The organism is Terribacillus halophilus, from assembly GCF_900162685.1.
Taxonomy (GTDB): Bacteria; Bacillota; Bacilli; order Bacillales; family Amphibacillaceae; genus Terribacillus; species Terribacillus halophilus_A.
The window spans coordinates 538401-563078 of the sequence record NZ_LT727827.1 but is presented as its reverse complement, the minus strand read 5'-3'; the positions used below and the strand labels follow the sequence as shown (position 1 = coordinate 563078).

The 24678-nt window shown below is 43.9% G+C and carries 27 protein-coding genes; 13 read left to right on the top strand and 14 right to left on the bottom strand.

What is annotated here, in order from left to right:
* The first annotated feature begins 17 nt into the window (after nucleotides 1-17).
* On the top strand, nucleotides 18-1448 hold the full coding sequence (gene ascB, locus B1K52_RS03890; RefSeq protein ID WP_077305521.1) for a 6-phospho-beta-glucosidase: 1431 nt from the start codon (nucleotides 18-20) through the stop codon (nucleotides 1446-1448).
* 51 nt (nucleotides 1449-1499) lie between these two features.
* Here ascB and B1K52_RS03885 read toward each other — a convergent pair whose 3' ends face one another.
* Together B1K52_RS03885 and B1K52_RS03880 are read right to left on the bottom strand one after the other, a co-directional pair.
* Nucleotides 1500-2243, bottom strand: coding sequence for an SDR family oxidoreductase (locus B1K52_RS03885; protein ID WP_077305519.1), 744 nt, complete (start codon nucleotides 2241-2243; stop codon nucleotides 1500-1502).
* Nucleotides 2244-2341: 98 nt separating this feature from the next.
* Nucleotides 2342-2893, bottom strand: a complete 552-nt coding sequence (locus B1K52_RS03880; protein ID WP_179106453.1) for a PepSY domain-containing protein — start codon at nucleotides 2891-2893, stop codon at nucleotides 2342-2344.
* A gap of 179 nt (nucleotides 2894-3072) precedes the next feature.
* On the opposite strand from B1K52_RS03880, the gene B1K52_RS03875 reads away from it, so the two are divergent.
* On the top strand, nucleotides 3073-4530 hold the full coding sequence (locus B1K52_RS03875; protein ID WP_077305515.1) for an aldehyde dehydrogenase family protein: 1458 nt from the start codon (nucleotides 3073-3075) through the stop codon (nucleotides 4528-4530).
* Between the two features lie 19 nt (nucleotides 4531-4549).
* Nucleotides 4550-5191: an SDR family oxidoreductase gene (locus B1K52_RS03870; RefSeq protein ID WP_077305513.1), complete on the top strand. Its 642-nt coding sequence runs from the start codon at nucleotides 4550-4552 to the stop codon at nucleotides 5189-5191.
* A 169-nt stretch (nucleotides 5192-5360) separates the two neighbouring features.
* Here B1K52_RS03870 and B1K52_RS03865 read toward each other — a convergent pair whose 3' ends face one another.
* From B1K52_RS03865 to B1K52_RS03850, 4 genes are all read right to left on the bottom strand, one after another.
* Complete coding sequence (locus B1K52_RS03865) at nucleotides 5361-6344, bottom strand: LLM class flavin-dependent oxidoreductase (protein WP_077305511.1); 984 nt, start codon at nucleotides 6342-6344, stop codon at nucleotides 5361-5363.
* A 23-nt stretch (nucleotides 6345-6367) separates the two neighbouring features.
* Nucleotides 6368-7114 (bottom strand): NADPH-dependent oxidoreductase, encoded by a 747-nt coding sequence (locus B1K52_RS03860; RefSeq protein ID WP_077305508.1) that lies wholly within the window; start codon nucleotides 7112-7114, stop codon nucleotides 6368-6370.
* A 124-nt stretch (nucleotides 7115-7238) separates the two neighbouring features.
* Entirely contained in the window at nucleotides 7239-7538 is a 300-nt protein-coding gene (locus tag B1K52_RS03855) for a spore coat protein (RefSeq protein ID WP_077305506.1), read from the bottom strand.
* Nucleotides 7531-7734, bottom strand: a complete 204-nt coding sequence (locus B1K52_RS03850; RefSeq protein ID WP_077305503.1) for a hypothetical protein — start codon at nucleotides 7732-7734, stop codon at nucleotides 7531-7533. Before B1K52_RS03850 ends, B1K52_RS03855 begins: the two co-directional genes overlap by 8 nt.
* A 103-nt stretch (nucleotides 7735-7837) precedes the next feature.
* Here B1K52_RS03850 and B1K52_RS03845 point away from each other — a divergent pair, with 103 nt between their 5' ends.
* From B1K52_RS03845 to B1K52_RS03830, 4 genes are all read left to right on the top strand, one after another.
* Nucleotides 7838-8068: a spore coat protein gene (locus B1K52_RS03845; protein WP_077305501.1), complete on the top strand. Its 231-nt coding sequence runs from the start codon at nucleotides 7838-7840 to the stop codon at nucleotides 8066-8068.
* Nucleotides 8061-8444 (top strand): spore coat protein, encoded by a 384-nt coding sequence (locus B1K52_RS03840; RefSeq protein WP_077305499.1) that lies wholly within the window; start codon nucleotides 8061-8063, stop codon nucleotides 8442-8444. Before B1K52_RS03845 ends, B1K52_RS03840 begins: the two co-directional genes overlap by 8 nt.
* Nucleotides 8441-9577 carry a zinc-dependent alcohol dehydrogenase gene (locus B1K52_RS03835; protein WP_077305498.1) on the top strand — a complete coding sequence of 379 codons (1137 nt, stop codon included), beginning with the start codon at nucleotides 8441-8443 and terminating at the stop codon, nucleotides 9575-9577. The genes B1K52_RS03840 and B1K52_RS03835 overlap by 4 nt, the downstream gene beginning before the upstream one ends.
* A gap of 301 nt (nucleotides 9578-9878) precedes the next feature.
* Nucleotides 9879-10382: an LURP-one-related/scramblase family protein gene (locus B1K52_RS03830; RefSeq protein WP_077305497.1), complete on the top strand. Its 504-nt coding sequence runs from the start codon at nucleotides 9879-9881 to the stop codon at nucleotides 10380-10382.
* 393 nt (nucleotides 10383-10775) lie between these two features.
* On the opposite strand, the gene B1K52_RS03820 is transcribed toward B1K52_RS03830, so the two are convergent.
* Nucleotides 10776-12224 (bottom strand): NAD(P)H-binding protein, encoded by a 1449-nt coding sequence (locus B1K52_RS03820; RefSeq protein WP_077305494.1) that lies wholly within the window; start codon nucleotides 12222-12224, stop codon nucleotides 10776-10778.
* 95 nt (nucleotides 12225-12319) lie between these two features.
* Nucleotides 12320-14203 (bottom strand): FUSC family protein, encoded by a 1884-nt coding sequence (locus B1K52_RS03815; protein WP_179106452.1) that lies wholly within the window; start codon nucleotides 14201-14203, stop codon nucleotides 12320-12322.
* Between the two features lie 231 nt (nucleotides 14204-14434).
* Between B1K52_RS03815 and B1K52_RS03810 the strand changes: the two genes are divergently transcribed.
* Together B1K52_RS03810 and B1K52_RS03805 are read left to right on the top strand one after the other, a co-directional pair.
* On the top strand, nucleotides 14435-15127 hold the full coding sequence (locus tag B1K52_RS03810; protein WP_077305490.1) for a DsbA family protein: 693 nt from the start codon (nucleotides 14435-14437) through the stop codon (nucleotides 15125-15127).
* Nucleotides 15127-15531, top strand: coding sequence for a disulfide oxidoreductase (locus B1K52_RS03805; protein ID WP_077305488.1), 405 nt, complete (start codon nucleotides 15127-15129; stop codon nucleotides 15529-15531). The genes B1K52_RS03810 and B1K52_RS03805 overlap by 1 nt, the downstream gene beginning before the upstream one ends.
* A 35-nt stretch (nucleotides 15532-15566) precedes the next feature.
* Here the strand turns inward: B1K52_RS03805 and B1K52_RS03800 are convergent, their stop codons facing one another.
* The 3 genes from B1K52_RS03800 to B1K52_RS03790 all read right to left on the bottom strand — a co-directional run bounded on the left by B1K52_RS03800 (nucleotide 15567) and on the right by B1K52_RS03790 (nucleotide 17631).
* Nucleotides 15567-16271 (bottom strand): LrgB family protein, encoded by a 705-nt coding sequence (locus B1K52_RS03800; protein ID WP_077305486.1) that lies wholly within the window; start codon nucleotides 16269-16271, stop codon nucleotides 15567-15569.
* Entirely contained in the window at nucleotides 16268-16648 is a 381-nt protein-coding gene (locus tag B1K52_RS03795) for a CidA/LrgA family protein (RefSeq protein ID WP_077305484.1), read from the bottom strand. Before B1K52_RS03795 ends, B1K52_RS03800 begins: the two co-directional genes overlap by 4 nt.
* Before the next feature lie 116 nt (nucleotides 16649-16764).
* Entirely contained in the window at nucleotides 16765-17631 is an 867-nt protein-coding gene (locus B1K52_RS03790; protein WP_077305482.1) for a LysR family transcriptional regulator, read from the bottom strand.
* A gap of 96 nt (nucleotides 17632-17727) precedes the next feature.
* Here B1K52_RS03790 and B1K52_RS03785 point away from each other — a divergent pair, with 96 nt between their 5' ends.
* The gene (locus B1K52_RS03785; RefSeq protein ID WP_083731684.1) at nucleotides 17728-18198 is read left to right on the top strand and encodes a GNAT family N-acetyltransferase; all 471 of its coding nucleotides are present in this window, start codon (nucleotides 17728-17730) and stop codon (nucleotides 18196-18198) included.
* Nucleotides 18199-18213: 15 nt separating this feature from the next.
* On the opposite strand, the gene B1K52_RS03780 is transcribed toward B1K52_RS03785, so the two are convergent.
* Nucleotides 18214-19323: an NAD(P)/FAD-dependent oxidoreductase gene (locus B1K52_RS03780; protein WP_256855829.1), complete on the bottom strand. Its 1110-nt coding sequence runs from the start codon at nucleotides 19321-19323 to the stop codon at nucleotides 18214-18216.
* Nucleotides 19324-19460: 137 nt separating this feature from the next.
* Between B1K52_RS03780 and B1K52_RS03775 the strand changes: the two genes are divergently transcribed.
* The 3 genes from B1K52_RS03775 (at nucleotide 19461) to B1K52_RS03765 (ending at nucleotide 22582) form a co-directional block, all read left to right on the top strand.
* Entirely contained in the window at nucleotides 19461-20819 is a 1359-nt protein-coding gene (locus B1K52_RS03775) for a TrkH family potassium uptake protein (RefSeq protein WP_077305476.1), read from the top strand.
* A 69-nt stretch (nucleotides 20820-20888) separates the two neighbouring features.
* Nucleotides 20889-21410 carry an Lrp/AsnC family transcriptional regulator gene (locus tag B1K52_RS03770; protein ID WP_077305474.1) on the top strand — a complete coding sequence of 174 codons (522 nt, stop codon included), beginning with the start codon at nucleotides 20889-20891 and terminating at the stop codon, nucleotides 21408-21410.
* Nucleotides 21407-22582: an aminotransferase gene (locus B1K52_RS03765; protein ID WP_077305472.1), complete on the top strand. Its 1176-nt coding sequence runs from the start codon at nucleotides 21407-21409 to the stop codon at nucleotides 22580-22582. The genes B1K52_RS03770 and B1K52_RS03765 overlap by 4 nt, the downstream gene beginning before the upstream one ends.
* A gap of 456 nt (nucleotides 22583-23038) precedes the next feature.
* Here B1K52_RS03765 and B1K52_RS03760 read toward each other — a convergent pair whose 3' ends face one another.
* Nucleotides 23039-23389 carry a DUF3846 domain-containing protein gene (locus B1K52_RS03760; RefSeq protein ID WP_077305470.1) on the bottom strand — a complete coding sequence of 117 codons (351 nt, stop codon included), beginning with the start codon at nucleotides 23387-23389 and terminating at the stop codon, nucleotides 23039-23041.
* 59 nt (nucleotides 23390-23448) lie between these two features.
* Nucleotides 23449-24558 carry an NADH-dependent flavin oxidoreductase gene (locus tag B1K52_RS03755; protein WP_077305468.1) on the bottom strand — a complete coding sequence of 370 codons (1110 nt, stop codon included), beginning with the start codon at nucleotides 24556-24558 and terminating at the stop codon, nucleotides 23449-23451.
* Nucleotides 24559-24678 lie beyond the last annotated feature (120 nt).

The window sequence follows — 24678 nt, the reverse complement described above, 5'->3', positions numbered from 1 at the left end:
AGGGGATAATTTCGATTATGAGTGTTTTTCCAGATGGATTTTTATGGGGTGGAGCCTTTGCGGCTAATCAGGTGGAGGGCGCTTACCTTGAAGGTGGAAAAGGTTTAACAACGGTGGATTTACTGCCAATAGGAGAGAGAAGATTTCCCATCATGCGAGGAAGTATTGACCAGTTTGAGCCAATACCAGGGGAGAAGTACCCTTCACATGAGGCCATTGATTTTTATCATCGCTACAAAGAGGATATCGCTTTGCTTGCGGAGATGGGATTCAAGGCATTGCGGGTTTCCATCGCTTGGGCTCGGATCTTCCCTCAGGGAGATGAAAAGGAGCCGAATGAAGAAGGGTTGCAGTTTTACGATGACCTGTTTGATGAATTGCTGAAGCATGATATTGAACCGGTTGTGACGATGGCGCACTTCGATGTGCCAGTTTATCTAGTCGAGAAATATGGAAGCTGGCGGAATAGAGAGCTTGTGTCCTTCTTTGAAACATACGCCAAAACAATTTTCAGTCGCTATAGAGATAAAGTGAAATACTGGATGACATTTAATGAAATAAACATGCTGCTGCATCTTCCATATGTTGGGGCTGGTCTGGTCTTCCGGGAAGGCGATGATAAGAAGCAGATCCAATACCAAGCAGCTCACCACCAGTTAGTCGCCAGCGCGTTAGCTGTAAAGGCGTGTCATGCTATTATTCCGGAAGCCAAGATTGGCTGTATGCTGGCAGCCGGTGCCACGTATCCGTATACATCCAATCCTGCAGATTATATGGAAGCAATGGACCGTGATAGAGATTCGTTCTTCTTTATTGATGTGCAATCTCGCGGAACTTATCCTAGCTATGCGAAACGTTTTTTCAAGGATAATAATATAGAAATAAAAATGGAACCAGAAGATGAAGAGATTCTTCGTCATACAGTAGATTATATAGGTTTCAGCTATTATGCCAGCCGCACAGCAAGCACTGATCCAGAAGTACTGGGAAATACAACAGCTGGAAATGTATTCGGATCAGTAGAAAATCCGTACTTGCCGAAGTCCGAATGGGGCTGGACAATCGACCCGACAGGCTTCCGCATAACAGCGAACCAGCTTTATGACCGTTATCAAAAACCGTTATTCGTCGTTGAGAATGGGCTTGGTGCGGTAGATACGGTGAATGAAGAAGGAAAGGTAGAGGATAGCTATCGGATTAATTACCTTCAAAAACACTTGGAACAGATGCGCGAAGCAATTGAGGACGGCGTGGATATTCTCGGATATACGAGCTGGGGACCAATTGATCTTGTCAGTGCGAGCACAGGAGAAATGAAGAAAAGATATGGTTATATTTATGTGGATAAAGATAATGATGGAAATGGTTCTCTCACTAGAATCCGCAAAAGCAGTTTTTACTGGTACAAGAAAGTTATTGCATCTAATGGTGAAGATTTAAGTAATTAATAAAAACAGCACCTACCCAGATAATCTGGAGAGGTGCTGTTTTTATTGGAATTAGCCTTTTTGCTGTGTCGGGCGAATGAGCAGTTCATTGACTGCTACATCGCCAGGCTCACTCAACGCATAACGGACAGCTCGTGCGATACTATCTGGTGTAACTGCGGCGTTAAGCACCTCGCCCATGCCTTCCCGTATTTCATCGTCTGTAATGCTATCGGGGAGTTCTGTTTTAATAGCACCTGGTGAGATGATGGTTGTGCGGATATTATTCGCTGCTTCTTCTTGGCGCAAGCCCTCTGTAATTGCTCGGACTGCAAATTTCGTTCCGGAATAGACAGCTGATCCGGGACTTGATTTGTGTCCTGCTACAGAGGATGTATTGATAATATGACCTTGTTTTCGCTCGCGCATATGCGGCAATACAGCAGCAATACCATATAATACACCTTTGATATTTACATCCACCATTGTATCCCATTCGGAGATTTTCTTCTTATGCATGAAAGAGAGCGGCATTAAGCCAGCGTTGTTGAATATAGCATCAATATGACCATATGTATCAAGCGCCAGCTGTGCCAACTTTTCAACTTCTTCTTGATTGGTAACATCTGTTACTTGGTAGACGGCCTCTCCGCCGCTATTCTTAATAACATCTGCCAGCTCTTGCAAGCGCTCTTCCCGGCGAGCGGCAAGTACAACTTTGGCGCCATGCTCTGCCAATTCCTTTGCTGTAGCTTCGCCAATTCCGCTGGATGCACCGGTAATAATAACAACTTTACCTTGGATATTCTCACTCATAAATAATTGCTCCTCTCAGGTTACCGTTCTTCTTATCTATAACCTATTTACCAATCCTGAAACATAAAAAGAGCCTCCTAAAAGGAGACTCTTAAATATTAGTCGTCATCACCATCATCATCTTGGTCATCATCCGTTTCTCTTTCTGTATACGTTACTTCGCCTGTTTCGGCATCAACGGTTACTTCGATTTCTTCTTTGCCGTTACGAAGCTCAACATCGTATTCTAATTTTCCATCATCTTCATCAAGGTTGATCTCAGTCAGTGCAGCACCTTTCTCTTGAGCTAGAGCTGTTTCTGCCGCAGTTTTAATGTCGACTTTAGGCTGTGGCGCTTGATTATTGTCATCGTCATCATCGTTATCCTTCCTGGAATCTACAGTGCCATCATCGGCATTTACATGAAGATCGTATTCGTTATTGTCATCATTTACGTCTATCTCATAATAAGCCTTCCCATTATGAGAATCGAGCTCAATGCTTGTTACGGTTCCAGCTTGCTTCTTACTAGCGTTATCGATTGCTTGATTCAGATCTACTTTTGTATCGGTTGGTACGTTGTCATCGGCACTTACGTGATGAAATCCAAGCCCTAATCCTGCTGCTAATACCACCGCTAAACCGCTTGCTGCTAAATTTTTCTTTTTCATTTTATCCATCTCCTTGTTTGTTGTGATGGTTCTACTATATCCAAAGCTTCTGAGAGCAGTATGAAGCGAAAATTAGAAAACGCTGAGAAAAGAAGAAGACCTTTCACAGACTGGTTGTTTCATCTTGCGCATAACGGGAAAAGTCTCTAAGTCGAGACAAATCCTAAGGAGGCGTTAACCTGAAACAGGAGTTTGATTTACTTTATATAAACGGTGAATGGCGAAAAGGAAATAGTGAAGAGACTTTCGATAATGTGAATCCTTACAGTGGAGAGACACTGCTTACCATTCAAGGTGCAAATGAAGAAGATGTAGATGAAGCTTACCAGGCAGCTGCGCGAGCGCAGAAGGAATGGGCAGAGCAGCCGCCGCAAGTGAAGCGAGGTTTAATTGAGAAGGCAATTAAAATCATGGAAGAAGAGAAAGAGCTGTATATTGAATGGCTCATCAAGGAAGCGGGCAGTACTTACCGGAAGGCTGTCGGGGAATTAACGACTGCCACCAATTTTATGAAAGAAGCTGCTTCTTATCCAAACCGGATGAAAGGGGAGGTATTCTTATCCCACGTTCCTGGTAAAGTCAACAAAGTGTATCAAGAGCCGCTGGGTGTAGTCGGTGTCATTAGTCCTTGGAACTTCCCCCTGCATTTAACGATGCGCTCTGTGGCGGCAGCACTAGCAACGGGGAATAGTGTTGTTATTAAACCATCTAAAGATACAACTGTAACAGCAGGATCATTAGTCGCAGCTGTATTTGAAGAAGCAGGGGCGCCGAGGGGATTAATCAATTTAGTGAGTGGTAAGAGTTCCGAAATTGGCGATGCCTTCGTAAAACATCCAATTCCAAGAATGATTTCCTTTACTGGTTCAACAGGAGTAGGGAAGCATATCGCAGCGCTTGCTGCTGGCGAATTGAAGAGTACAGCACTGGAGCTGGGCGGAAATAATGTACTCATCGTAATGGAAGACAGCAATATTGACGCAGCAGTTGAATCCGCTGTTTATGGAAAATTTTATCATCAAGGGCAGGTCTGCATCGCTCTGAACCGTATCCTCGTCCAATCTTCTGTAGCAGAAGAGTTCACGAGCAAGTTCGTTGATAAAGTGAAGGAACTACGATACGGTGATCCTGCAGATGAAAACACCCAAGTAGGTCCAATCATAAACAATCAGCAAGTGGACAGCATAAAAGAGCAGCTGCAGCGTGCAATTGATGCCGGAGCAAACGTCTTGACCGGCGGTAATTGGAATGGCAATGTCTTAGAGCCTACAGTCGTCAATAAAGTGGACAATGAATCTCCGCTCGCAGCAGAAGAAATATTCGGACCAATTGCCCCAATTATTACGTTCGAAACAGAAGATGACGCAGTAGAGATGGCAAATGCGCATCCGTACGGTCTCTCTGGTGCGGTCCACTCCACAGTCGGACATGGTGAACAGATTGCGCGCCGAATTGAAACAGGTATGATCCACGTGAATGATCAAAGCATTAATGATGAACCGCAAGCGCCATTTGGTGGTGTGAAGCAATCTGGTCTTGGTCGTTTTAACGGGAAGTGGGCACTAGAGGAATTCACAGAAACCAAATGGATTGGTGTACAAAATGAACGCACGGATTATGACAGCTTTTTAAAATAATAGGAAATGAGGGATTTGCATGAGTAAGGTATTTATTATTGGAGCAAATGGTAAGGTAGGTAAAAATCTAGTTAATGTATTGAATGAAAAGAATGAACATGAAGTTTCCGTAGGCTTACGCAAGAAAGAGCAATTTGGATACTTTGAGGAAAAAGGCGTAAAACCGGTACTTCTAAACTTAGAAGATAACCTAGACGCGATCACAGACGCGATTAACGGTTCCGATGTAGTTGTATTTACCGCAGGTTCTGGCGGCAGCACAGGTCCGGATAAAACATTAACAATTGACTTGGATGGTGCAGCGAAATCCGTAGAAGCTGCTGAGAAAATAGGAGCAAAACAGTTTATTATGGTTAGTGCAATCCATGCTGATGCACCTGAATACTGGACTGAGGACATGAAGCCTTATTATATTGCGAAACATTATGCGGACAAAATCATTCAAGCTAGCAAGCTTAACTATACCATTCTTCGTCCGGGCGGTTTATCAGATGAAGCAGGTACGGGCAAAGTAACAACTGATTCATCCGGTTTCAAGACAACAATGATTCCGCGTGAAGACGTAGCACGCGCGATTGAGGCTGCTATCGGCAATGAGAAGGCAGAAGCTAAGATTGTTTCCTTGTTGGCTGGAGATACACCAGTTGAAGAAATTTACTAAACACTATAAATGAAAGGATCGCTAACTTAGCGGTCCTTTTTGATTTGGATAAGATTGTATTTTTTTTAGTGTGATTGAAAGTTAAATGAGATATCAATCGATTAAATATAAAAAAACAAGAACCTCGTTTAAGTGAGGTTCTTGTTTTTGTGTAACGTTTGTGCGGGCTTTACCAAAGCTCAGATAGCAATGTATAGCTCTTTCTGCGTTTCTCTTGATCATGGATATCTGATGTAACAATAAGTTCATCAAACTGTGTTTTAGCATGGAAAGCTTCCAGTTCATTCGCAACTTTCTCTTTATCTCCGACGAAGGAGTAAGTCAGTGTGTTGGTGACATGAAGTTTTTCCTGCTCGTTCCATATATGATCCATGCTTTCAACTGGTGCTGTAGATGCTCCGGAGCGGCCGCGAATGATGCTGAGGAATTTCTGCTTTAATGTTGTTGATAGAAATTCTGCTTCTTCAGTCGTATCTGCGACAATGGCATTTACTGTTACCATTGCATACGGTTTGTCCAAGTATGCCGATGGCTGGAATCGTTCACGATACAGCCGAAGTGCATTATGCAGCTCGCCTGGTGCGAAGTGACTTGCGAATGCGAAAGGCAATCCGAGCATGGCAGCAAGCTGCGCGCTAAATGTGCTGGAGCCTAATAGATAGACTGGTACATGTGTTCCGTGACCAGGGTGTGCTTTAATTGGCAGGTTCTCGTCACCAAGATATTGCAGCAACTCTTGCACATCTTCCGGAAATTTTTCTGCACTAGTATGTGCATCACGACGTAAGGCACGGCTTGTCATAAAGTCTGTGCCAGGTGCGCGTCCTAGTCCAAGGTCAATACGATCTGAATACATCGTTGCCAACGTTCCGAACTGCTCAGCTACAACGAGCGGCGCATGGTTTGGCAGCATGACACCGCCGGAACCAACGCGGATTGTGGAGCTATGGCTGGCAAGGAAGCCAATCAATACGGCAGTAGCGGAGCTTGCAATTGTCGGCATGTTGTGGTGCTCGGCAACCCAATAACGTTTGTAGCCCAGTTTCTCTGTATGCTGAATTAGTTGTTTACTGTTTTCGAAGGCTTCTTTTGGTGTTTGACTATCTGGTACGGGTGATAAGTCCAAAACCGATAAAGGTGTTCTGGTCATCATGTATTCTTCCTCTCTGGAACTTCTTATTTATAGTTGAATCCGTTCTGTTTCAGAACTTCGGTTACTTTTCCATAATCTTTGTAACGATCAGCATAGAAGGCAGCAACGCGTTCCGACCAAGGATGATTTTTCATTTCACCAGTTCGGGCTTTAATGGCTTCTTGCTGTTTTTTGTCCATTTCTTCAACAGCTTGGTGCTGGTTGTTTGCGTATGTTTCTTTATGATAAAAAGCTTCGAGCGGAATGCGCGGGTTTTGCGGCGGCAGCGGGTCTGCTGGATGACCGATTGCTAAGCCGGATACTGGGAAGGCAAGTTCCGGCAGCTCAAGCAGTTCAGAAATTTCAGCAGGGCTTCTGCGAACACCGCCAATTGGCACGGTTCCAAGTTCCATCGATTCGGCAGCAGCAACAGCTGTTCCAAGTGCGATGCCAACATCGGTAGCGCCAACCATCACAGCTTCGATATTCTCCATGACCTCAAGCTTCTTATCGTGCATATCAGCTGCGAGTTTGTTCCGGCTGTAGTCCATGCAGAATATTAAAAATGCAGCGGCATCATCAATGTGCTTTTGATTGCCGGAAAGTTCCGCGAGCTTGCGTTTTCTTTCCTCATCTGTCACAACGACTACAGAAACTTGCTGACCATTTATCCAGTTGGGAGCTTGAATTGTTGCTTTCATGATGGCCTCAAGCTGTTCTTGCGTTAATTTTTTATTTGTAAATGTTCGTACAGAACGGTGCTGATGTAATTGATTGATTAAATCGTTCATAATAGCCTCCTATTCTCATGCAAAATACATGCGCTACAGATTATTATACGTAGGTGAAAGAAAGGAAAGCAAAAGAACAGCTTATAAGCAGAAAGCACGAGCAGTTAGGCTCGTGCTTTTTGTATCAATCTTTGTTTAATGTCAGTACTGTCTCGGCAGTTTCATTCAATACATGTATCTGCTGTTCAGGTGTTTGCGGGTAATAATAGCCATGTTCCATCATATAGCTGAAAACATGTTCATGCTGCTCAATATGCGCATGTAGCTTCAGCTTTAAATCGCTGCGCAGCTGTTCATTAGCTGTTTCATTAATTGCCTTCGCAGTGTTGATAATAGCTGTCTTCACTGTGACTAATAAATCTGTCACAATCACTTGATCTGTAATTTCGCGAGCTGAACCGAGTATTTCTGTAAGCTTATCCATGCTGTTTCTCCTGATTCAGAAAGCGCTGCAACATATGAATATGACGCTTGTCAGCATCTGCCTGCACTTGTAACAAGTGCTTTAAACCCTCGTCTTTTGCCATAAATCGCATGCCTGAAGACTTTGTCAGCGATAAACAAGCTGTATTCAATAATTCCATCGCCTCCATTGTTTCATGGATACCGGATTGATGCATAGAAACGCCTCCTTTTCCGATATTTTGTGAGAAATAGGCAGCTTTATACATACATAAATTTGTCCTTCAAGGAGAAGCTGAAATAAGATAAGGAGGCAGAAAAATGACGGATAATCAGCATTTAGCACCGCATGAAACGATGGAAGTACATGAGTTGCTTAACTTCAAAACAACTTCTGTTATGAAATCAAAATTCCTGCAAGGTGTCGTCTTTGATCAAAAAATTAAGCAGTTAATGGAGAAAGATGTGGAAGCTTCTGTACGTCAAATCCGTGATCTGGAGGAATTGTATGCAAAGTCAATGCTTGTAAAGGGGGGGGAGTCTGATGCGTGATTACCTGGATCCGGAAAACGCCAAAGGTATGCCGGATTTAATGGATTCTGCCATCTGTACGGAGATGCTTATCACCGCAAAGTCGGCTGTAAACAACTACGCTATTGCGGTTACAGAAGCTGTGCATCCTGGATTGAGACAGACATTGGTGCGCCATCTTGATGAAGCAATCGAAATGCAGGGTGCAATTTCTGCCTTGATGGCCCAGCACAATTGGCTATTTCCTGCTGACCCGAAAGCGCAGTATCCATTTGACCGCAAAGCTGCTAATACAGCAATTGATGTTGTCAGCATGGATTTGTTTCCGTATGATACAGACCGCTTAGGTATGTTCGCAACACCGACCAATACCGAATCGAAGGAGAATCATAAATGAAGGCAGTCACGTATCAAGGCATAAAGGATATTCGTGTAAAAGAAGTGAAGGCGCCATCCATTAAAAAGCCGGACGATATCATTATCAAGCTGACTGCATCTGCTATTTGCGGATCGGATTTGCATTTGTTGCACGGCATGATGCCGAATCTGCCGGAAAACTATATTATTGGGCATGAACCAATGGGAATTGTGGAGGAAATAGGGCCAGAAGTAACCAAGGTGAAAAAAGGGGATCGTGTTGTTATTCCATTCAACGTCAGCTGTGGCGAATGCTTCTTCTGTGCGCATCATCTAGAAAGTCAATGTGATAACAGCAATCCGAATGGCCAAATGGGTGCTTACTTCGGGTATTCAGATAATGCAGGCGGATATCCTGGGGGGCAGGCAGAATACATGCGCGTACCTTATGGGAATTTTGTTCCCTTCAAAATACCAGAAAGCTCAGAGGTAGCGGATGAGCAGCTTATTTTATTAGCAGATGCGGGATCTACTGCTTTCTGGTCAGTTGATAATGGTGGAGTGAAGCCGGGAGACACTGTCATTATATTAGGCTGCGGACCAGTCGGGTTGCTGGCGCAGAAGTTTGCTTGGATGAAAGGTGCCAAACGTGTCATTGCAGTCGATTATATCGATTATCGGCTGGAGCATGCGAAACGTACCAATAATGTGGAGATTGTCAACTTCGAGCAGCATGAGAATACGGGCGAATATTTGAAGGAAATTACCAAAGGCGGCGCAGATGTTGTGATTGATGCTGTCGGCATGGACGGTAAAATGACGCCAATGGAATTTATCGGCACTGGGCTAAAGCTCCAAGGCGGAGCACTCAGCGCCTTTGTTATGGCATCCCAATGTGTTCGTAAAGGCGGTACCATCCAAGTGACAGGAGCGTACGGCGGCCGGTATAATGCTTTTCCGTTCGGTGATATATTCCAGCGCAACGTAACAATTAAAACCGGACAAGCACCAGTTATTCATACAATGTCATATCTACACGGTTTGATGCAGGATCGAAAAATTGATTTGAGTGATATTGTGACACATATCCTTCCGCTGGATCAAGCAAAGGAAGGCTATGAAAAATTTGATACGAAAACGGATGGCTGTATTAAAGTTATTTTAAAGCCATAAAAGCACCCGGTCGGGTGCTTTTATTATACCAATTTATCAATCCACAGCTTCCGGAAATTCGGGTGTCCGAACCCCGTTAACTCTAAATCCTGAAGGAAAGCAGTGTGGGTTCTTTCCTTGATAGGGTGGTTTTGAAAGATAATAAGTCTCTCAGCATGTATGTAGCGTTCAATGGTATCGGCAATTTTACTGCGCTCTTCTCGGGTTGAACTGTTTTGGTAGGTGTAAACTTATTTAAAAATGGAACAAAACCTGCTGTATCTTCGTAAGAAAGTGAATAGCATGATAACGGAGGTGCAGCATGGGCACATACTATATCAAACAAAAAGTCTTCAGCTTTAAAGATAGTTTTTCTGTCTTTGATGCAGAACAGCAGGAGATTTATCGGGTGAAATCCAAGCTTTTCTCGATGCAGGATCGCTTGACAATAACAGATTTAAAGGATAAACCGCTGGTCGAAATAAAGCAGCAATTCGCCTTTTGGAAGCCTAAATATGTTATTGAAGAAAACGGGGAGCAAGTGGCCGAAGTAACGAAGAATTTCACTTTCTTTAAAGCTAACTTTTCCTTGCAGCCGCAGAACTGGACGCTGGATGGAGATGTTTGGTCCCGTCAGTATACATTAGCTGATGAGAATGGTCCGCTGATGCATGTGAACAAAAAGTGGCTCTCTTGGGGAGATACTTACGAGCTGCAGATGGAAGACGAAACGCATCTGCTTACGTATATAGCAATCATGATTGTACTGGATATGGTCCTCCATAACGATAATAATGGTTTCTCGTTTGATGGCGGCGGAGAATGACAAAGAGGCTGGGACATAACTTGTTTAAGCTATATAAAATCCAAACAATTCTGCAATCAATAGCAGCATTGTTTGGATTTTTTGCATGGGAAACGGAGATGAGAGCATCGCTTCGGAAATATACTCCGCTTTCCTGCGGGCGGCTGGTGAGTCTCCTTGGATTTCCTACGCTGATTTTTGTTATTGTAAACATTTACTAATTTAGAAATAATATGTAGACTCCTCGAAAAAGATAGCGATTTTCTTGTCGGTGCCTACTTCAAAAGCCATTCTTGTCCGAAGATAACAGCTAATGTTGGAGAGGCAGCAGCCGTCAGAGGACTGCATTAAAAAGTATGGATCTAGTCATCGTTCGCTTTAAGGATGAATTAATCTTGTTTTGTCCCAGTTTTTTTAGTGCTGTCCAGCTAGTGTCCGAGCAGAGGGGGCGGGTTCCTTTTGGTTAACCATCTTTTCTAGATGTCTCCGGTATAAGAACATGACAATCATATGAATTGGTGCTTGTGTGTATTTATAAACAATCCAAGGCAAAGCCGGAAGGTATTCATGTATTGCCACAATGATCTCTTGCTTGCCTGGTATTTGACGAAATTCAATTCGTCCTTGCTGGCTTTCTGCAGCGTTGGCAAACAGTCCGCCAGTTATATAGTACAGCGCACGATGCGAAGTACTTCTCTCTTTTGCATAAGACAAGATTAACAGTGGTTTATCCATGAATGAAAGGTAGATTTTACAATTCCATTGGTCATCCACCTCTGTACGTACAAAAGGCCGCAGTGATTCAGATACCCACTGCATATAGTGTCTTGCAGCCCAGCCAGCATCCTTACCGGAAGGAAGGGGCATGCGCTGAACAGATCGGACATCCTGTCGCGGCGGAAGAGAAGGGAGTTTAGGTTTTTTGTTAGAAGATTTTTTGCTTTGTTCCTCTCCTTCTAACGCTTGCTTGGCCGCTTCCTCGAACGTTATTTTGCCATTACTGATCCCTTCTACGTAGTGAGACTTGTTCGCAACCATTGGGTGGGACAGACTCTCAATTAAAGGATAAACCGTTTCCTTTGGCATGCCGCTAACGAGTGAAACCCATAGTCGGGAAAGTTTTACAGTAGGGAAGGGAACGTTGACACTGCGAAATTTTCTGCCGATGAAATGTGCGAGATTTTCAAGCAATTCTTTGTATGTCATCACTTCCGGCCCGCCAACGTCAATTGCGATATTGGCCACGTCGCGGTTCCCGACACTTTTCTGTAAGGCGGTTAGTACATCAGCTAGAGCAATAGGGTGTGTCTTCGTTCTTGTCCAGCTTGGCAGCAGCATGACCGGCAGCCGATTCACTAACTTTTCAGCAATTGGGAAAGAAGAACCTTTCGGACCGACAATCAGACCTGCTCTTATTGTAGTGACAGGAACCCCATAAGATCCGAGAATCTTTTCCACTTCCAGTCTGCTGCGCAGGTGGCGAGAAAGCTTTTCCTCCGGCGGAATAATCCCACTTAAGTATACGATTTGTTTAATGCCATTCTGTTTAGCTGCTTGAGCAAAGTTATCTGCAAGAATAACATCCATATCTTCAAAACTAGCTTGTGTTAGCTTTGCAGATGGTTTCATAGAATGAACGAGATAAACGGCAATGTCTGCTCCTTTCAGTCCTTTTTCTGTATCCACTTGGGAGAATAGATCGCATGACCGCCATGTGACTTGCTCTGTATCTTCTCGCTTATCGCCGCTGCGTGACAGCGCAATGATATCAAAGCGGCTTTTCAGCTTTTCCAAAAGGTGACTGCCGATATAGCCGCTTGCTCCTGACAAGGCAACAACTGGCCGTTTTTTTTGTGTTTGCATCGTATATTACGCTCCTGTCTTCTTGGTTCTTGCCTTAAAGATACCCTTCTTTTGGATGGTTGTAACACAAAAAGACCTCCTCTGAAAAGAGGAGGTCAGCTTGGTGCGAGTGTAGGTTTATTCATTGCTGGATAAAGCTGTGTCAGGACAGTCTGAAGCTGGTTCAATTCTTTTTGCAGATCAAGTTCATGATACGCTTGCAGAGCTGCGGGCTGTTTGGTATTAAGGATAGTTAATAAATTTCCAAGCTGGTTCTGCAGCGCATCATATTGCCCATCCGATAGTTCGTCTTTCCGTTTCTGGAAAGCCATGAGCAAATACCCGGCGTGCTGAGCATGCATAATAGCTGGCCATAGTATCTCTGCTTGCTGCTGAGAAGCAGAGAAATCTCCTAGGCTTCGTTCATAAGCAGCACGCAATCCTATCAAGCTGTTTGTTAGCTTTTTCATCTGCTTTCGTTCTTGTCCATCTGTATGAATAGCACGAAGCAGTTCTTGCATATGCTGTATGGTGTCTTTCAGTAAAAATGGCAAGAAGCGAGAGTGAATACCTCTCCATAAAAGTAAGACAGCTGCAATCGCAATGACACTGCCGAAAATGGTATCGACGACTCTTGCTGTAACAAAATAACTAATGGCATTGCCGGGGTTCATTGTTTCGACGATGACAAGCACGAGTGGTGCGATAAACATATTGGCGAACACATAGTTTCGTACGATAGCTAATTCCACGCAAAGCTGCAAAATACCAACAGCAAGAATTAAGTAATAGCCTGTCGGTTCTAATGACAAAATCAGTCCCCCAATTAGGGTACCGACAATCGTACCAAGCGACCGCTGAATTGCCCGGTGGATCGTAAGTGTTGTGTTAGCACCAATAAGTACGGCTGCACAAGCTACAGGTACCCAATACGGCCGATTGAATCCCAGACTGTGTGCCAACAGTGATGCAATCATAATAAACAGTCCGTAAAACAAAGCATGCCGGACAGTGAGATTGGTAAACGAGATGCCGCTGACAAGCACTCTCCAAGCGGATTCTCTTTTAACTGAAATCATCGATTCTTCTTCCTGTTGCGAAGCAAATGTATAGGCCTGCTCTAATTCCAGCTGGAGCGTTTTTAATGATTCGCAGGATGTGTTATGTGCTGGCCAATTTCCTTTTGCATCCTCGATTGCGTCTATCACAGCGTGGAGCTGTGCTTCAATCGGTTTCAGCTGTTCTGAAGTGAAATTAGCGTTTTTGAGTTGCGTCATCGTATGAAAGATATCGGTCGCAAGCTCATGCAGGCGTAGTGTGCTGGGCTTCCGTTTACTTCCATAGATGATATGGTCAGCTTGCTTTAATGTCAAAACAGTTACATGCTGCATCTGATAGAAAGAGGGTGTTCCAATAGCTTGCAACATCGTCATCAGCTGACGATAAGATTTTATAATAACTTGTTTTTCATGATTCTTTTTTGCCCAAAGCCAGCTGGCCATTGCAAGCAGCCAGGAAAGTGCTCCGCCAAGTAAAACATAAAATCCTCTTTCCCAGGCACTTTGCGGATCAACTGGCAATCCTGTGGCCAAGCAGAAGATTAGGACGAAGAACATAGGCCCTGGTATAACGAGCTGGAAGGTGTTCAAGACGTAAAAGGCGATGATGCCGATAATCCCGGCAACAATAGATAAGGTGAACATATACGGTGCAAGTAATGTTCCAAGAACCATGGCAACTGTAAGGCAAATAGCAACCGCAGCCAGTTTCTTGGCACGTTGTTTATACGTTTCTGCACCTATATATAGGAAAGTGAAAGCGCCAAGTGCAGCGGAGAACCCATGGATAATATCGCCGAGCAGCAAGCCAATTAATATCGGCAAACAAGTAGCAAGGCCAGATCCAATCGCTCTGTTCCAAGGAAATGCTGCTGAACGGACGCGCAGTGCATCACGAAGTGCAAGTCGTGTTGGTGCTTGTGGCAATTGATATTCTTTCATATTAAATCCCTTCATTTCTATCCATAATCCCCATAAAAAAGGGGCTTGATCAGAACTATTATATTGTAATGCAATTCACAAACTAATTCAATCGAGTGAAGTATATAGGTACTGACTATAATGAAATCCTGTAATCAAATTGATTGCAACACGTTCACTTTTACTTTTTAATGTTATGATAATAGTTATACAAGAAATTTATTATTGCGCTAATAAAGGAGCGATAGTTAGATGTCGAAAAAGAAAAAGCCAGAAGGCAATACATCGAAGGCCGCATCCAAAACATCCAAGGTTATTGTGTGGATTGTCCTGGCAATTGTCTTGTTAGTTGTTGCATTGGTTCTGATCAACTCTTATACGGGATCATCTAGTGACGAAGCAAAGGAAATTAATTACGAAAATCAGCCAGTCCTCGGCGATGAAAATGCGCCGGTCAAAATAGTGGAATTCGGTGATTATAAATGTATTCACTGTCAGAACTTCCACGATAATAACTTCCCGGTTATTGATCAAGAATTGATTCAAACGGGCAAAGCGAGCTTTTACTTTATGAATATGCCGATTATTAATCAGCAATCAAATGAAGCCGCGCATTTTGCCGAAGCTGTTTATCAAGTACTTGGAGATGATGTATTCTGGGACTTTCATGATGCACTATACGAAGAAGACTTAAACACTGCGTTCTCTGAAGAACTGTTTATGGACAAGCTCCGTAATATCGTCAGCACAGAAGAAGCCGAAGAAGTGCTGCATGTGTATCAGGAGGATGGAACCGAGGATGCGATTGATTCAGATAAAGAGACGGCAGCAGATCTCGGAGTAGAAGGCACTCCTACGATCTTTGTTAACGGAAAACTATTTGAAGGCGAAGACATGAATGATTTGATTGAAATGGTGAATAAGGAAACGCAGGGGGCAGATTAATGAACAAAAGCCTCCTCGTTGCTTGGGTAGCTGCACTGGTAGCTGCATTGGGCAGTCTCTACTTTAGCGAAGTCATGAAATTCGTTCCATGTACATTATGCTGGTATCAGCGGATTTTGATGTACCCAATGGCTATTATTCTAGGTATTGCATTTTATAAAAGTGATTTGCGAATCTATCAATATACACTGCCGCTTAGTATCTTAGGATTCCTTGTGTCTGGGTATCATTATCTGCATCAGAAAGTACCTGCTTTGCAGGACGCTGGTATTTGTTCGAGTGGTGTGCCTTGCTCCGGTTATTATATCAATTGGCTTGGTTTCATCACGATTCCATTGCTGGCTTTTACTGCATTTACGATTATCACAATCTGTTTGTTTATCTTGCGCAGTAAGCGTGCATAAATAAAAGCATTTGCCAATCTGGCAAATGCTTTTTCTTATAATATGGTGATTTGCAGTAAGGAAGGGATGAGCAGTCCAGCCCACACCAATGTCATACCAGCAGCCATAATCATACCGATGGTAGAGAAAGTTCCTTCCTGTTCGCCGTATTCCATTGCTTTGTTCGTACCTACACCATGTGCACCCATGCCGAGTGCCAGCCCGCGGGCGACGGGAGATTTGAGTGCCATGAGGCGAATGACGTAAGGACCAATGATGCCGCCTGTTACACCAGTGACGATCACAAATACTGTTGTCAGCGTCGGTAAGCCGCCAATCGTTTTTGATACTTCAATAGCGATAGGTGTTGTAATGGAGCGAGGTAAAATACTGATGAGTAAGTCGCCGTTGAAATGTAAGACAAGACTGAGCAGTAAAGAAGACACGATGGCTACGAGTGTTCCAGCTGCAATACTCGTCAAGATAATCATAATATTTTTCCGTAATAACGGTGCATGCTTGTAAATAGGTATAGCGAATGCAACCGTAGCAGGTCCGAGCATATGTGTCCAAAGGCTGGATGATAATGCATAATCACTCGGCTGCAAGGAAGACAACTGAATGATAGCAATCAAAATCAACGGACACAGCAGCAGCGGATGAAAAAATGGCAGCGGCCATTTTTTATAAACAACCTTCGATGCGCGGTAAATAACGTAGGTTACAATCGTGCCGATTAAAATGATTAGCGCAGTTGTCATGAATGATGCTCTCCTTTCCTTTTGCGTCGATACAGTCTTTCAGCAGTAAACCCAGTAGCGGCCATCACGATGAAGGTGCTGATTAGAATTAGCAGCAGTGTCTCCAGTCCTTGCCAGTTCAAAATCTCTTTGTAATTCAGAATACCAACAGCTGAAGGGACAAAGAAAAGCAGAAGTTCAGCTAACAGCCAGCCCCCTGCTTTTTCAATCCACTCCAACTTGACGATACCTGCAAACAAGCTTAGTAATAACAGGACCAGACCTACAATAGAGCCTGGTACCGGAAGTGATAATATATGTGCTAAGCCGACACCGGCAAAATAAAATACGTGAATGAGCGCTAGCTGAGAAAGGATGGTAATTGTTTTTCGGACCATTGATCTTCCTCCTAACGGAAATTATCTTTTCTATTGATAATTCCATCATACTGCTGCTTCGCGTATTCGTAAAATACATATATCTTATAGTATGTATAACTTTTGGTTATATCGAATCACAGAAAGAATTCAATGAATCTTCTGCCTGCATAGGAAATGTATTTCTCCTTTTTGGTAATAATGGCCAGGTTCCAAGGAATAGAAGGTGTTAAATCAATAATACGTATATCGGCATTATACGTGCGATTGCAAATAGACTCTGGAAGTACGCTGACACCTAAATTAGCCGCTACCATCTCACTGATAAAATCCCATTGTGCACTTTTAAAGAGAATATGAGGTTCAAAACCTTCTTCAATACAACGTTTTCGCATAATGTCGTGCAGCGCAAACTCCTCGTTATAGAAAATAAAGTCCTCATTCTTTAGTTCATTTAATTCAACGAGATTCCGGTCCGCCAGTGGGTGTTCTCGATGGACCATCAGCTTCATGTCTTCCTCGACGATTGGATAATAATTGAACTCTTTGGCATCTATTGGCATTACGGCAACGCCTAGCTCGAATTCTCCTTCATCAACAGCCTTCACGACACGAGCTGCACCATATTCGGTAATATTGATTGTGACATTTGGGTAAGTCTGATGGAATCGGGCCATTACCTTTGGAAAGAAGAGACTTCCGATAATAGGCGGAATACCAATCGTGACAGCTCCCTGCTGTAGGTCGGTAAGATCTTGGAGAGTCGTCTGCATTTCATCTAATTGAGCAAGTACTTGCTGGCTGTACGTATAAACAACTTTGCCTGCATCAGTTAAGGTACTGGATTTGTTCGAACGTTTGAACAATGTAATACCTAATTCTTCTTCCAGACTTTTGATGGTCTTGCTGAGTGCTGGCTGGGATATATGCAAGTTTTCTGCTGCTTTGGTAAGTCTCTTTTGTTTTACAATTTCAACTAGATAGCGTAGCTGGCGCAATTCCATATTATTCCCGTCCTTTCTTTTGTTCTAGTATACCCATTTCTGCAAAGGAGAGAAATGCTATAATACAAGGACTAACAAATGGAAGGAGTCTTGCAGATGGGTTACGAGATAAGTTCATTGACTGCTGATGATGCATATACAGTCTTACACTGGCGTTATTCCCCGCCTTACGATCTGTACAACCTTACCTATACAGAAGGTGCGGTTATGATGCTCATGGTAGGTGACTATTACGGAGTGTACGAAAATGGATTACTGCTTGGCTATTTCTGTGTCGGAGAGGATGCGCAAGTTCCTGGTGGTGACTACAGTGACAAAGCCTACCTAGATATCGGGATTGGGATGGCGCCTGAATTGACTGGACAGGGGAGAGGGAAGGTCTTCTTCCGCTACATACAAAATTGGATTAACTTGAATAAGCAGCAAACGCGACTCAGACTTACCGTTGCAGCTTTCAATGAACGAGCTATTCATCTATATGCGAATGCCGGATTTCGTGAAGTAGGGCATTTTACACGTGACTCCGATCAATTGTTATTCCTTGTTATGACAAAGAGCCCATGTTAATGCATGGGCTCTTGTTTATGTTAGTGCTATTTCTGGGCTATAAGCAGAAACGTCGATAGTTGGTTCCTCGCCCAGCACGAGCTTTGCAAGCTGGGAAGCGATATAAGGCCCCATTGTAAGACCGGATGCCCCTAATCCATTAATAACGTGCAGGTTGCTGTGACCTGGCATTTGGCCAAATACCGGCAGAAATCCTGGGGTGAATGGGCGGAAGCCGACACGTGTTTCGGCTAAACCTGCTTGTTCCAGTCCCGGAGCTACTTGGAACGCCTTATTTAATACTTCTTGAACACCGCCTGCTGTGATGCGTGTATCCATCTCAGTGTCATTTTCATGTGTCGCACCAGCAATAATTCTGCCATCTGGAAACGCGAGCAAGTATTGATCATTAGGAGGCATAATGACTGGCCATTCAGCTGTCTGCGTATTTGTCAGCTGTAAGTGGCAAATTTGCGCTTTCTGAAAGCTGACTTGCAGGTTATAGCCTAATGGCTCTAACAGGTGCTTTGCCCAAGCGCCTGCTGTAACAATGACATGATCAGGCAAAAGTACTTCTTTGTCTGCTGTCACAGCTATATTTCCATCGTTTAACGACAATGCTGCTTCAGCTTGAATAAAGCGCGCTCCGTGTTTTTTAGCTGCTCGGTGTAAGCTATTCCGTAATGCTCTGCCGTCAACCCGTGCGGCTCCGCTGACGTGTACAGCACCGTAGCCAGGTGCGAGCATCGGGAACAGCTTGCGTGCTGCTGTCTCTTCAAGCTGTGTAATGGTGCCGATTTCCGGTGCATCTGTTTTCCGCTTTTCTGCACGTTCCCGCATTCCATCTAGCTTTTTTGGGTCATGATGCAAACTTAATGCGCCTATGCGGGCGTAGCCTGTTTCTTCTTCGCCGTCCTGACGCAGTTCCTCAATAAGTTGCGGATAGTAACTGGCACCGCCTTTCGCTAACCGGTACCAATCCTTATTTCGGCGCTGTGACAGCCATGGGCAGACAATTCCTGCGGCGGCATCTGTGGCTTGTCCTGTATCAAAACGATCGATGATGGTTACTTGCATGCCTGCTTTCGCAAGCTGGTAAGCAGTCGCCGATCCTGCTATTCCTGCTCCAATTACTGCTATGTGCATATCGAACATCCTTTTCCTTCATTTCGCTACGAGTATACCATAAAAAGAATCATCTTTTTTTCAGTACCAAATTGAAAGAAGTTGTAGTATAAGTTAGAAGTAGATGAAAAAACTTGATAAAAGGGATCTGTATAAACATGGTAACAAGAAGCCGGAAGCTGTTTCAGCGCATTAGAATGAATCCGCCGCAATTCTTTGCTTTGGGGTTCCTCGTACTAATTGGATTAGGTACGTTTTTATTGATGCTGCCGTTTGCGACAGCTGACAGGCACCATCTGTCTTTTGTGGATGCATTATTTGAGGCAACGTCTGCTGTCAGTGTGACAGGGCTGGTAGTGGTGGACACCAAGGCGACCTTTACACTATTTGGCCAAATCATTCTGTTGTGCCTCATTCAGGTTGGCGGACTAGGATTCATGACACTGACTGTTTTCATCGCCTTATTGCTCCGACGTAATATAAGCTTTGAAGAACGTTACCTGGTCAAGGAATCGCTGAATCAGGATTCCTATCAAGGCATTGTCCGGATGGTACGCTTTGTGATTGTGTTTGCGATGATTTGTGAGCTGATAGGAACAGTTATTCTCGGATTGCATTGGGGAGATCAATTTGGTTATCCGAAGTCTTTCTATTACGGCCTGTTTCACTCCATATCTGCATTCAATAATGCTGGCTTTGACATTATGGGTGATTTTAGCAGCATGACTTCATTTACAGGAGATATCGTTGTTAATCTAACGCTCACGATGCTGCTGATTTTAGGGGGAGTTGGATTCATTGTAATAGCCGATCTCTTCCAGAAACTAAAAACAAAGAAGCGGATTACACTGCATACAAAAGTTGTCCTATGGATGACAGCCATTCTGATTATTGCAGGAACAGCAGCTATCTTTGTTTTGGAATACAGCAATGCAGCTACGATTGGAAATCTTTCCTTCAAGGATAAGCTGCTTGCTTCTTATTTTCATGGTGTTGTCCCTCGGACTGCTGGCTTTAACTCTTTAAATACAGGAGATTTGACACTCGGTTCACAGCTCGTGACCATGGCACTCATGTTTATTGGCGGCGGAACAGGGGGAACTGCAGGCGGTATTAAGGTTACGACCTTTGCTATCTTGCTGTTAGCGGTATGGGCATTGATTAAAGGCAGACAGGAAGTAAATATGAGCAATCGAAGGCTGCCTTTGGACCTAGTATTCCGAGCCTTTTCTATCACCACATACGCAGTCTTGCTTGTTTCTGTGTTCGTATTCCTGCTTTCCATAACGGAAACTGGTAACGAACTCAACATCATTGCCTTTGAAGTGCTTTCTGCCTTTGGCACAGTAGGCATGTCGCTTGGACTGACAACGGAACTCACAGAACCAGGTAAGCTGCTGCTTTCCATCCTTATGTTCATGGGAAGAGTTGGTCCGATTACGATTGCCTTTGCGTTGGCTTTTCGAACCAAGAATACAGCTGTACGAAATCCGGAGGAGCGAATCATTATCGGCTAAATGCATGCGCGTGTATCCGTTTTCGGTTTCTCTTATTCTATATTTCAGATAGAATAGGATTTACACATTATGAAAGAGTTAGGAGTGACTAAAGTGGAAAAGAAAGAAATAGAGATATTAGAGTTGTTAGAAAAGAACGGGAGAATGGATGTACATACAATCGCCCGTATGGTGGAGCTTTCTCCGAAGGAAGTGGAGCGAGCAATTCAGAAATTTGAGGACCAGCAAATCATACACGGTTACTCTACACTAATTGATTGGACGGACGTACTCGGATATGAAGGCGTAACGGCCATGATTGATGTCAAGGTAACCCCTGTAAGAGGGAAAGGGTTTAATGATGTTGCGGAACGCATTTATCGTTTCCCAGAAGTAAAAGCTGTTTACTTGATGTCAGGTGCTTATGATTTGTCTGTATCAGTAGAAGGGAAAACGATGTCACAAGTTGCGCGTTTTGTTTCGGAGAAGCTTTCCACTTTGGACACGGTTATTTCGACGACAACGCACTTTATTCTGAAAAAGTATAAACATGATGGCATTATTTTCGGTGAGGATGACGATAACGACCGCAGAATGCCGGTGAGCCCATGAGTTCGGATACAAGTCGCTTCATCGCGGAGCATGTGGATTCTCTAAAGCCTTCCGGAATCCGCCGCTTCTTCGATTTGGCTTCGACAATGGAAAATGTTATTTCCTTAGGTGTGGGAGAACCGGATTTCGTTACACCATGGAATGTGATTGAAGCAAGTTACCATTCATTGGAACAAGGCTATACAGCTTACACTGCTAATGCTGGACTGCTTGAATTGCGGGAGTTGATTGCAGAATACCTGCAGTCTGCTTACGCTGTTCCTTATCGGGCAGAGGATCAAGTGATTGTAACAGTCGGTGCAAGTCAGGCAATTGATATTGCGTTGCGGACAATTTTGAATTCGGGCGATGAAGTAATCATTGTGGAACCTTGCTTTGTAGCTTATGCGTCTGCGGTTACGCTCGCGGGTGGGGTGCCGGTTTCTGTCGGCACGCAAGCAGCTAATGAATTCAAACTGCAGCCGGAAGAATTGGCGAATAGCATTACGAAAAAAACGAAGGCAATCATTTTATGTAATCCGAATAACCCGACTGGCACCATGCTGAGCCGGGAAGAGCTTTTGCCGATTGCAGATTTGATTCAAGAACATGACTTGCTCGTCTTATCAGATGAAATATATGCTGAACTCAGCTATGACGATGGCTACGTCAGTTTTGCGAGTTTACCAGAAATGCATGAACGTACCATTCTTATCTCTGGCTTTTCCAAGTCATTTGCTATGACTGGCTGGCGTCTGGGCTATGCTGCTGGACCTGCCGCATTGATACAAGCAATGACAAAGATACATCAGTACACGATTATGTGTGCACCGACGATGGCGCAATATGGTGCAGTTGAAGCACTTCGCAGCGGCTCAGCAAGTGTAGAACAGATGAAAAAAAGCTACCGCCAGCGCCGGAACTTTGTCATGACTGCCTTTGAAAAAATGGGCTTGAAGACGAACAGACCAGGCGGAGCATTTTATATCTTCCCATCAATCAAGGAAACTGGTTTGTCCTCCGAAGAGTTTGCCGAGGCTTTACTGATAGAAGAGAAGGTAGCTGTCGTGCCAGGAAGTGTATTTGGGGAGAGCGGAGAAGGCTATATTCGCTGTTCGTATGCAACCTCGATGAAACAGCTGACAGAAGCAATGAAACGGATCAAACGTTTTGTTGAGAGTCGGCTGACATAAGAAAAGAGAGCGGGACAAAACAAGATTAATTCATCCTAAAAGCGAACGATAACTAGATCCGTACTTTTTAATGCAGCTCTCTGACGACTGCTACTTTCCAACTTTAGCTATTATCGTCGGACAAGAATGGCTTTTGAAGTAGACACCGACAAGAAAATCGCTATCTTTTTCGAGGAGTCTACGTACTCTGCCTACACGAGTGAAGATTTCCTATAACACAAATCAGCGTAGGAAATACACGGAGACTCCCGCGGGAGGAAGGCTAGGTTAGACCCCGCAGTGCGCTTTTTGCACGAGGAGGCTCACCAGCCGCCCGCAGGAAAGCGGAGTGTATTTCCGAAGCGATGCTCTCATCTTCGTTTCCAATGCAAAAAATCCAAACAATACTGCTTTTAATTGCAGTATTGTTTGGATTTTTATATGGCTTAAACAGTTATGTCCCAGCCTCTTTTCGTTTTATTCATCAAGCAATAACTTGTCACGGCCAAATTGGAACCAGTTTTTCACAAGCTGTTTTTGATCTTTATCCAGGCTGGTAAGACCTTTTTCGGATTCTGCTGCAAATACAGCATCACTATATAGCTTGCCCAATTCATGAACATGATCATTATGACGTTGGAAAATTGTAAAATTCAATGGATCTTCTTCTGTCGCATTTTCATTGCTTACAACGACAATGCCGTCTGTCAATCTTGTCATGATTGGTGAACCGCCGATAAACTTTTGGATGCCTTGCGGATCTGCTGGTACGGACTTGGCTTGGAAGTCTCTTTCTGGTTTAAGGACAAGTGCTGATATTTTTGCCATTGTAACTCTCTCCTTCGATGCTTTTCTTCCATTAAAGCATAAAGTAATACAGGTAGCTATTACTCTGCTTTTGTCGGTACCCAGCCCTTCATTTGGAGAATGATTTTCCACAGTTGTTCAGGAATACCGTGATGATCTTCACGGGCAGGATCGATTAAGCGAATAATTTCATCTTCACGGCCTTCTTTAAGCTTCGTGGCAAATTCTGGATCAATTAGCATTTCACGGCCTAACGCGATAAGTGGTACACCTGTTGCCTTCGCTGCTGAAACATCCTCAGCAGAATATAGAGAGCCAACACCAATCAATGGAATACGTCCATTGATGCGCTCTTGCAGCAAGTCGATACGCTTGGCATTTGTGTCTGCACCGCGACGAGCTTTGGAATGAAAGTCCATTAGCGATACATGCAGGTAATCCAGTGGCTGTTCCACAAGCGCATCCACTAGCTCAAATGTTTCTTTCATTGTCAATCCAGGAGTTTCTGGTTCTTCTGGAGAGAAGCGATAGCCAATAATAAAGTCTTTTGATCCGTGTTTCTCTACTGCTTTTTTAACAGTGTCAATAACTGCTAACGGGAAGCGCAGGCGTTCGCCCCATTCATCTTCACGACGGTTGGAAAATGGAGAAAAGAACTGTTGGATGATATAACCGTTTGCTCCATGAATCTCTACTCCGTCAAAGCCAGCCTCAATCGCCCGGCGAGTAGCTTCGCCGAAGTCTGCGATGATTTGCTCTATTTCGGCTGTTTCCAATGCGCGCGGAGTTACTGTGCCTTCTTTCTCAACGGAACTTGGAGCAACAATGTCACCATTTGGTACAAGTTCAGCTACGGCTTCACGTCCACCGTGATGCAACTGGATAATTGCTTTGGCGCCTTCTGCTTTGATTGCGTCTGCCTGTTTCTTTAATCCAGGAATATCTGTATCGTGCGCGACAGATGGTTGGCCGGGAAATGCCTTACCGCTGTCGGATACGTTGGATGCAGCAGTGATAACCATTCCAATATCCTTAGAGCGCTGTGCAATATAAGAAAGCTCCTGATCGGAAATCGTACCGTCAGGGTTGGATGCATAATGTGTCATCGGAGCAAGCACGAACCGATTTTTTAATGTAACGCCGTTTGGCAGTGTTAAGTCTTCGAAAAGTGATGCATATTTTTCATTCATAAGTTACGATTCCTCCTCGTGTATGGATTTTATTCTAGCCAGTTGTGAAAAAGGTAGCAAACAAAATGCTCATTCGTAAGCGAGTTACCAATTGTAACAAGACAACTGCCAAAGGTTCTG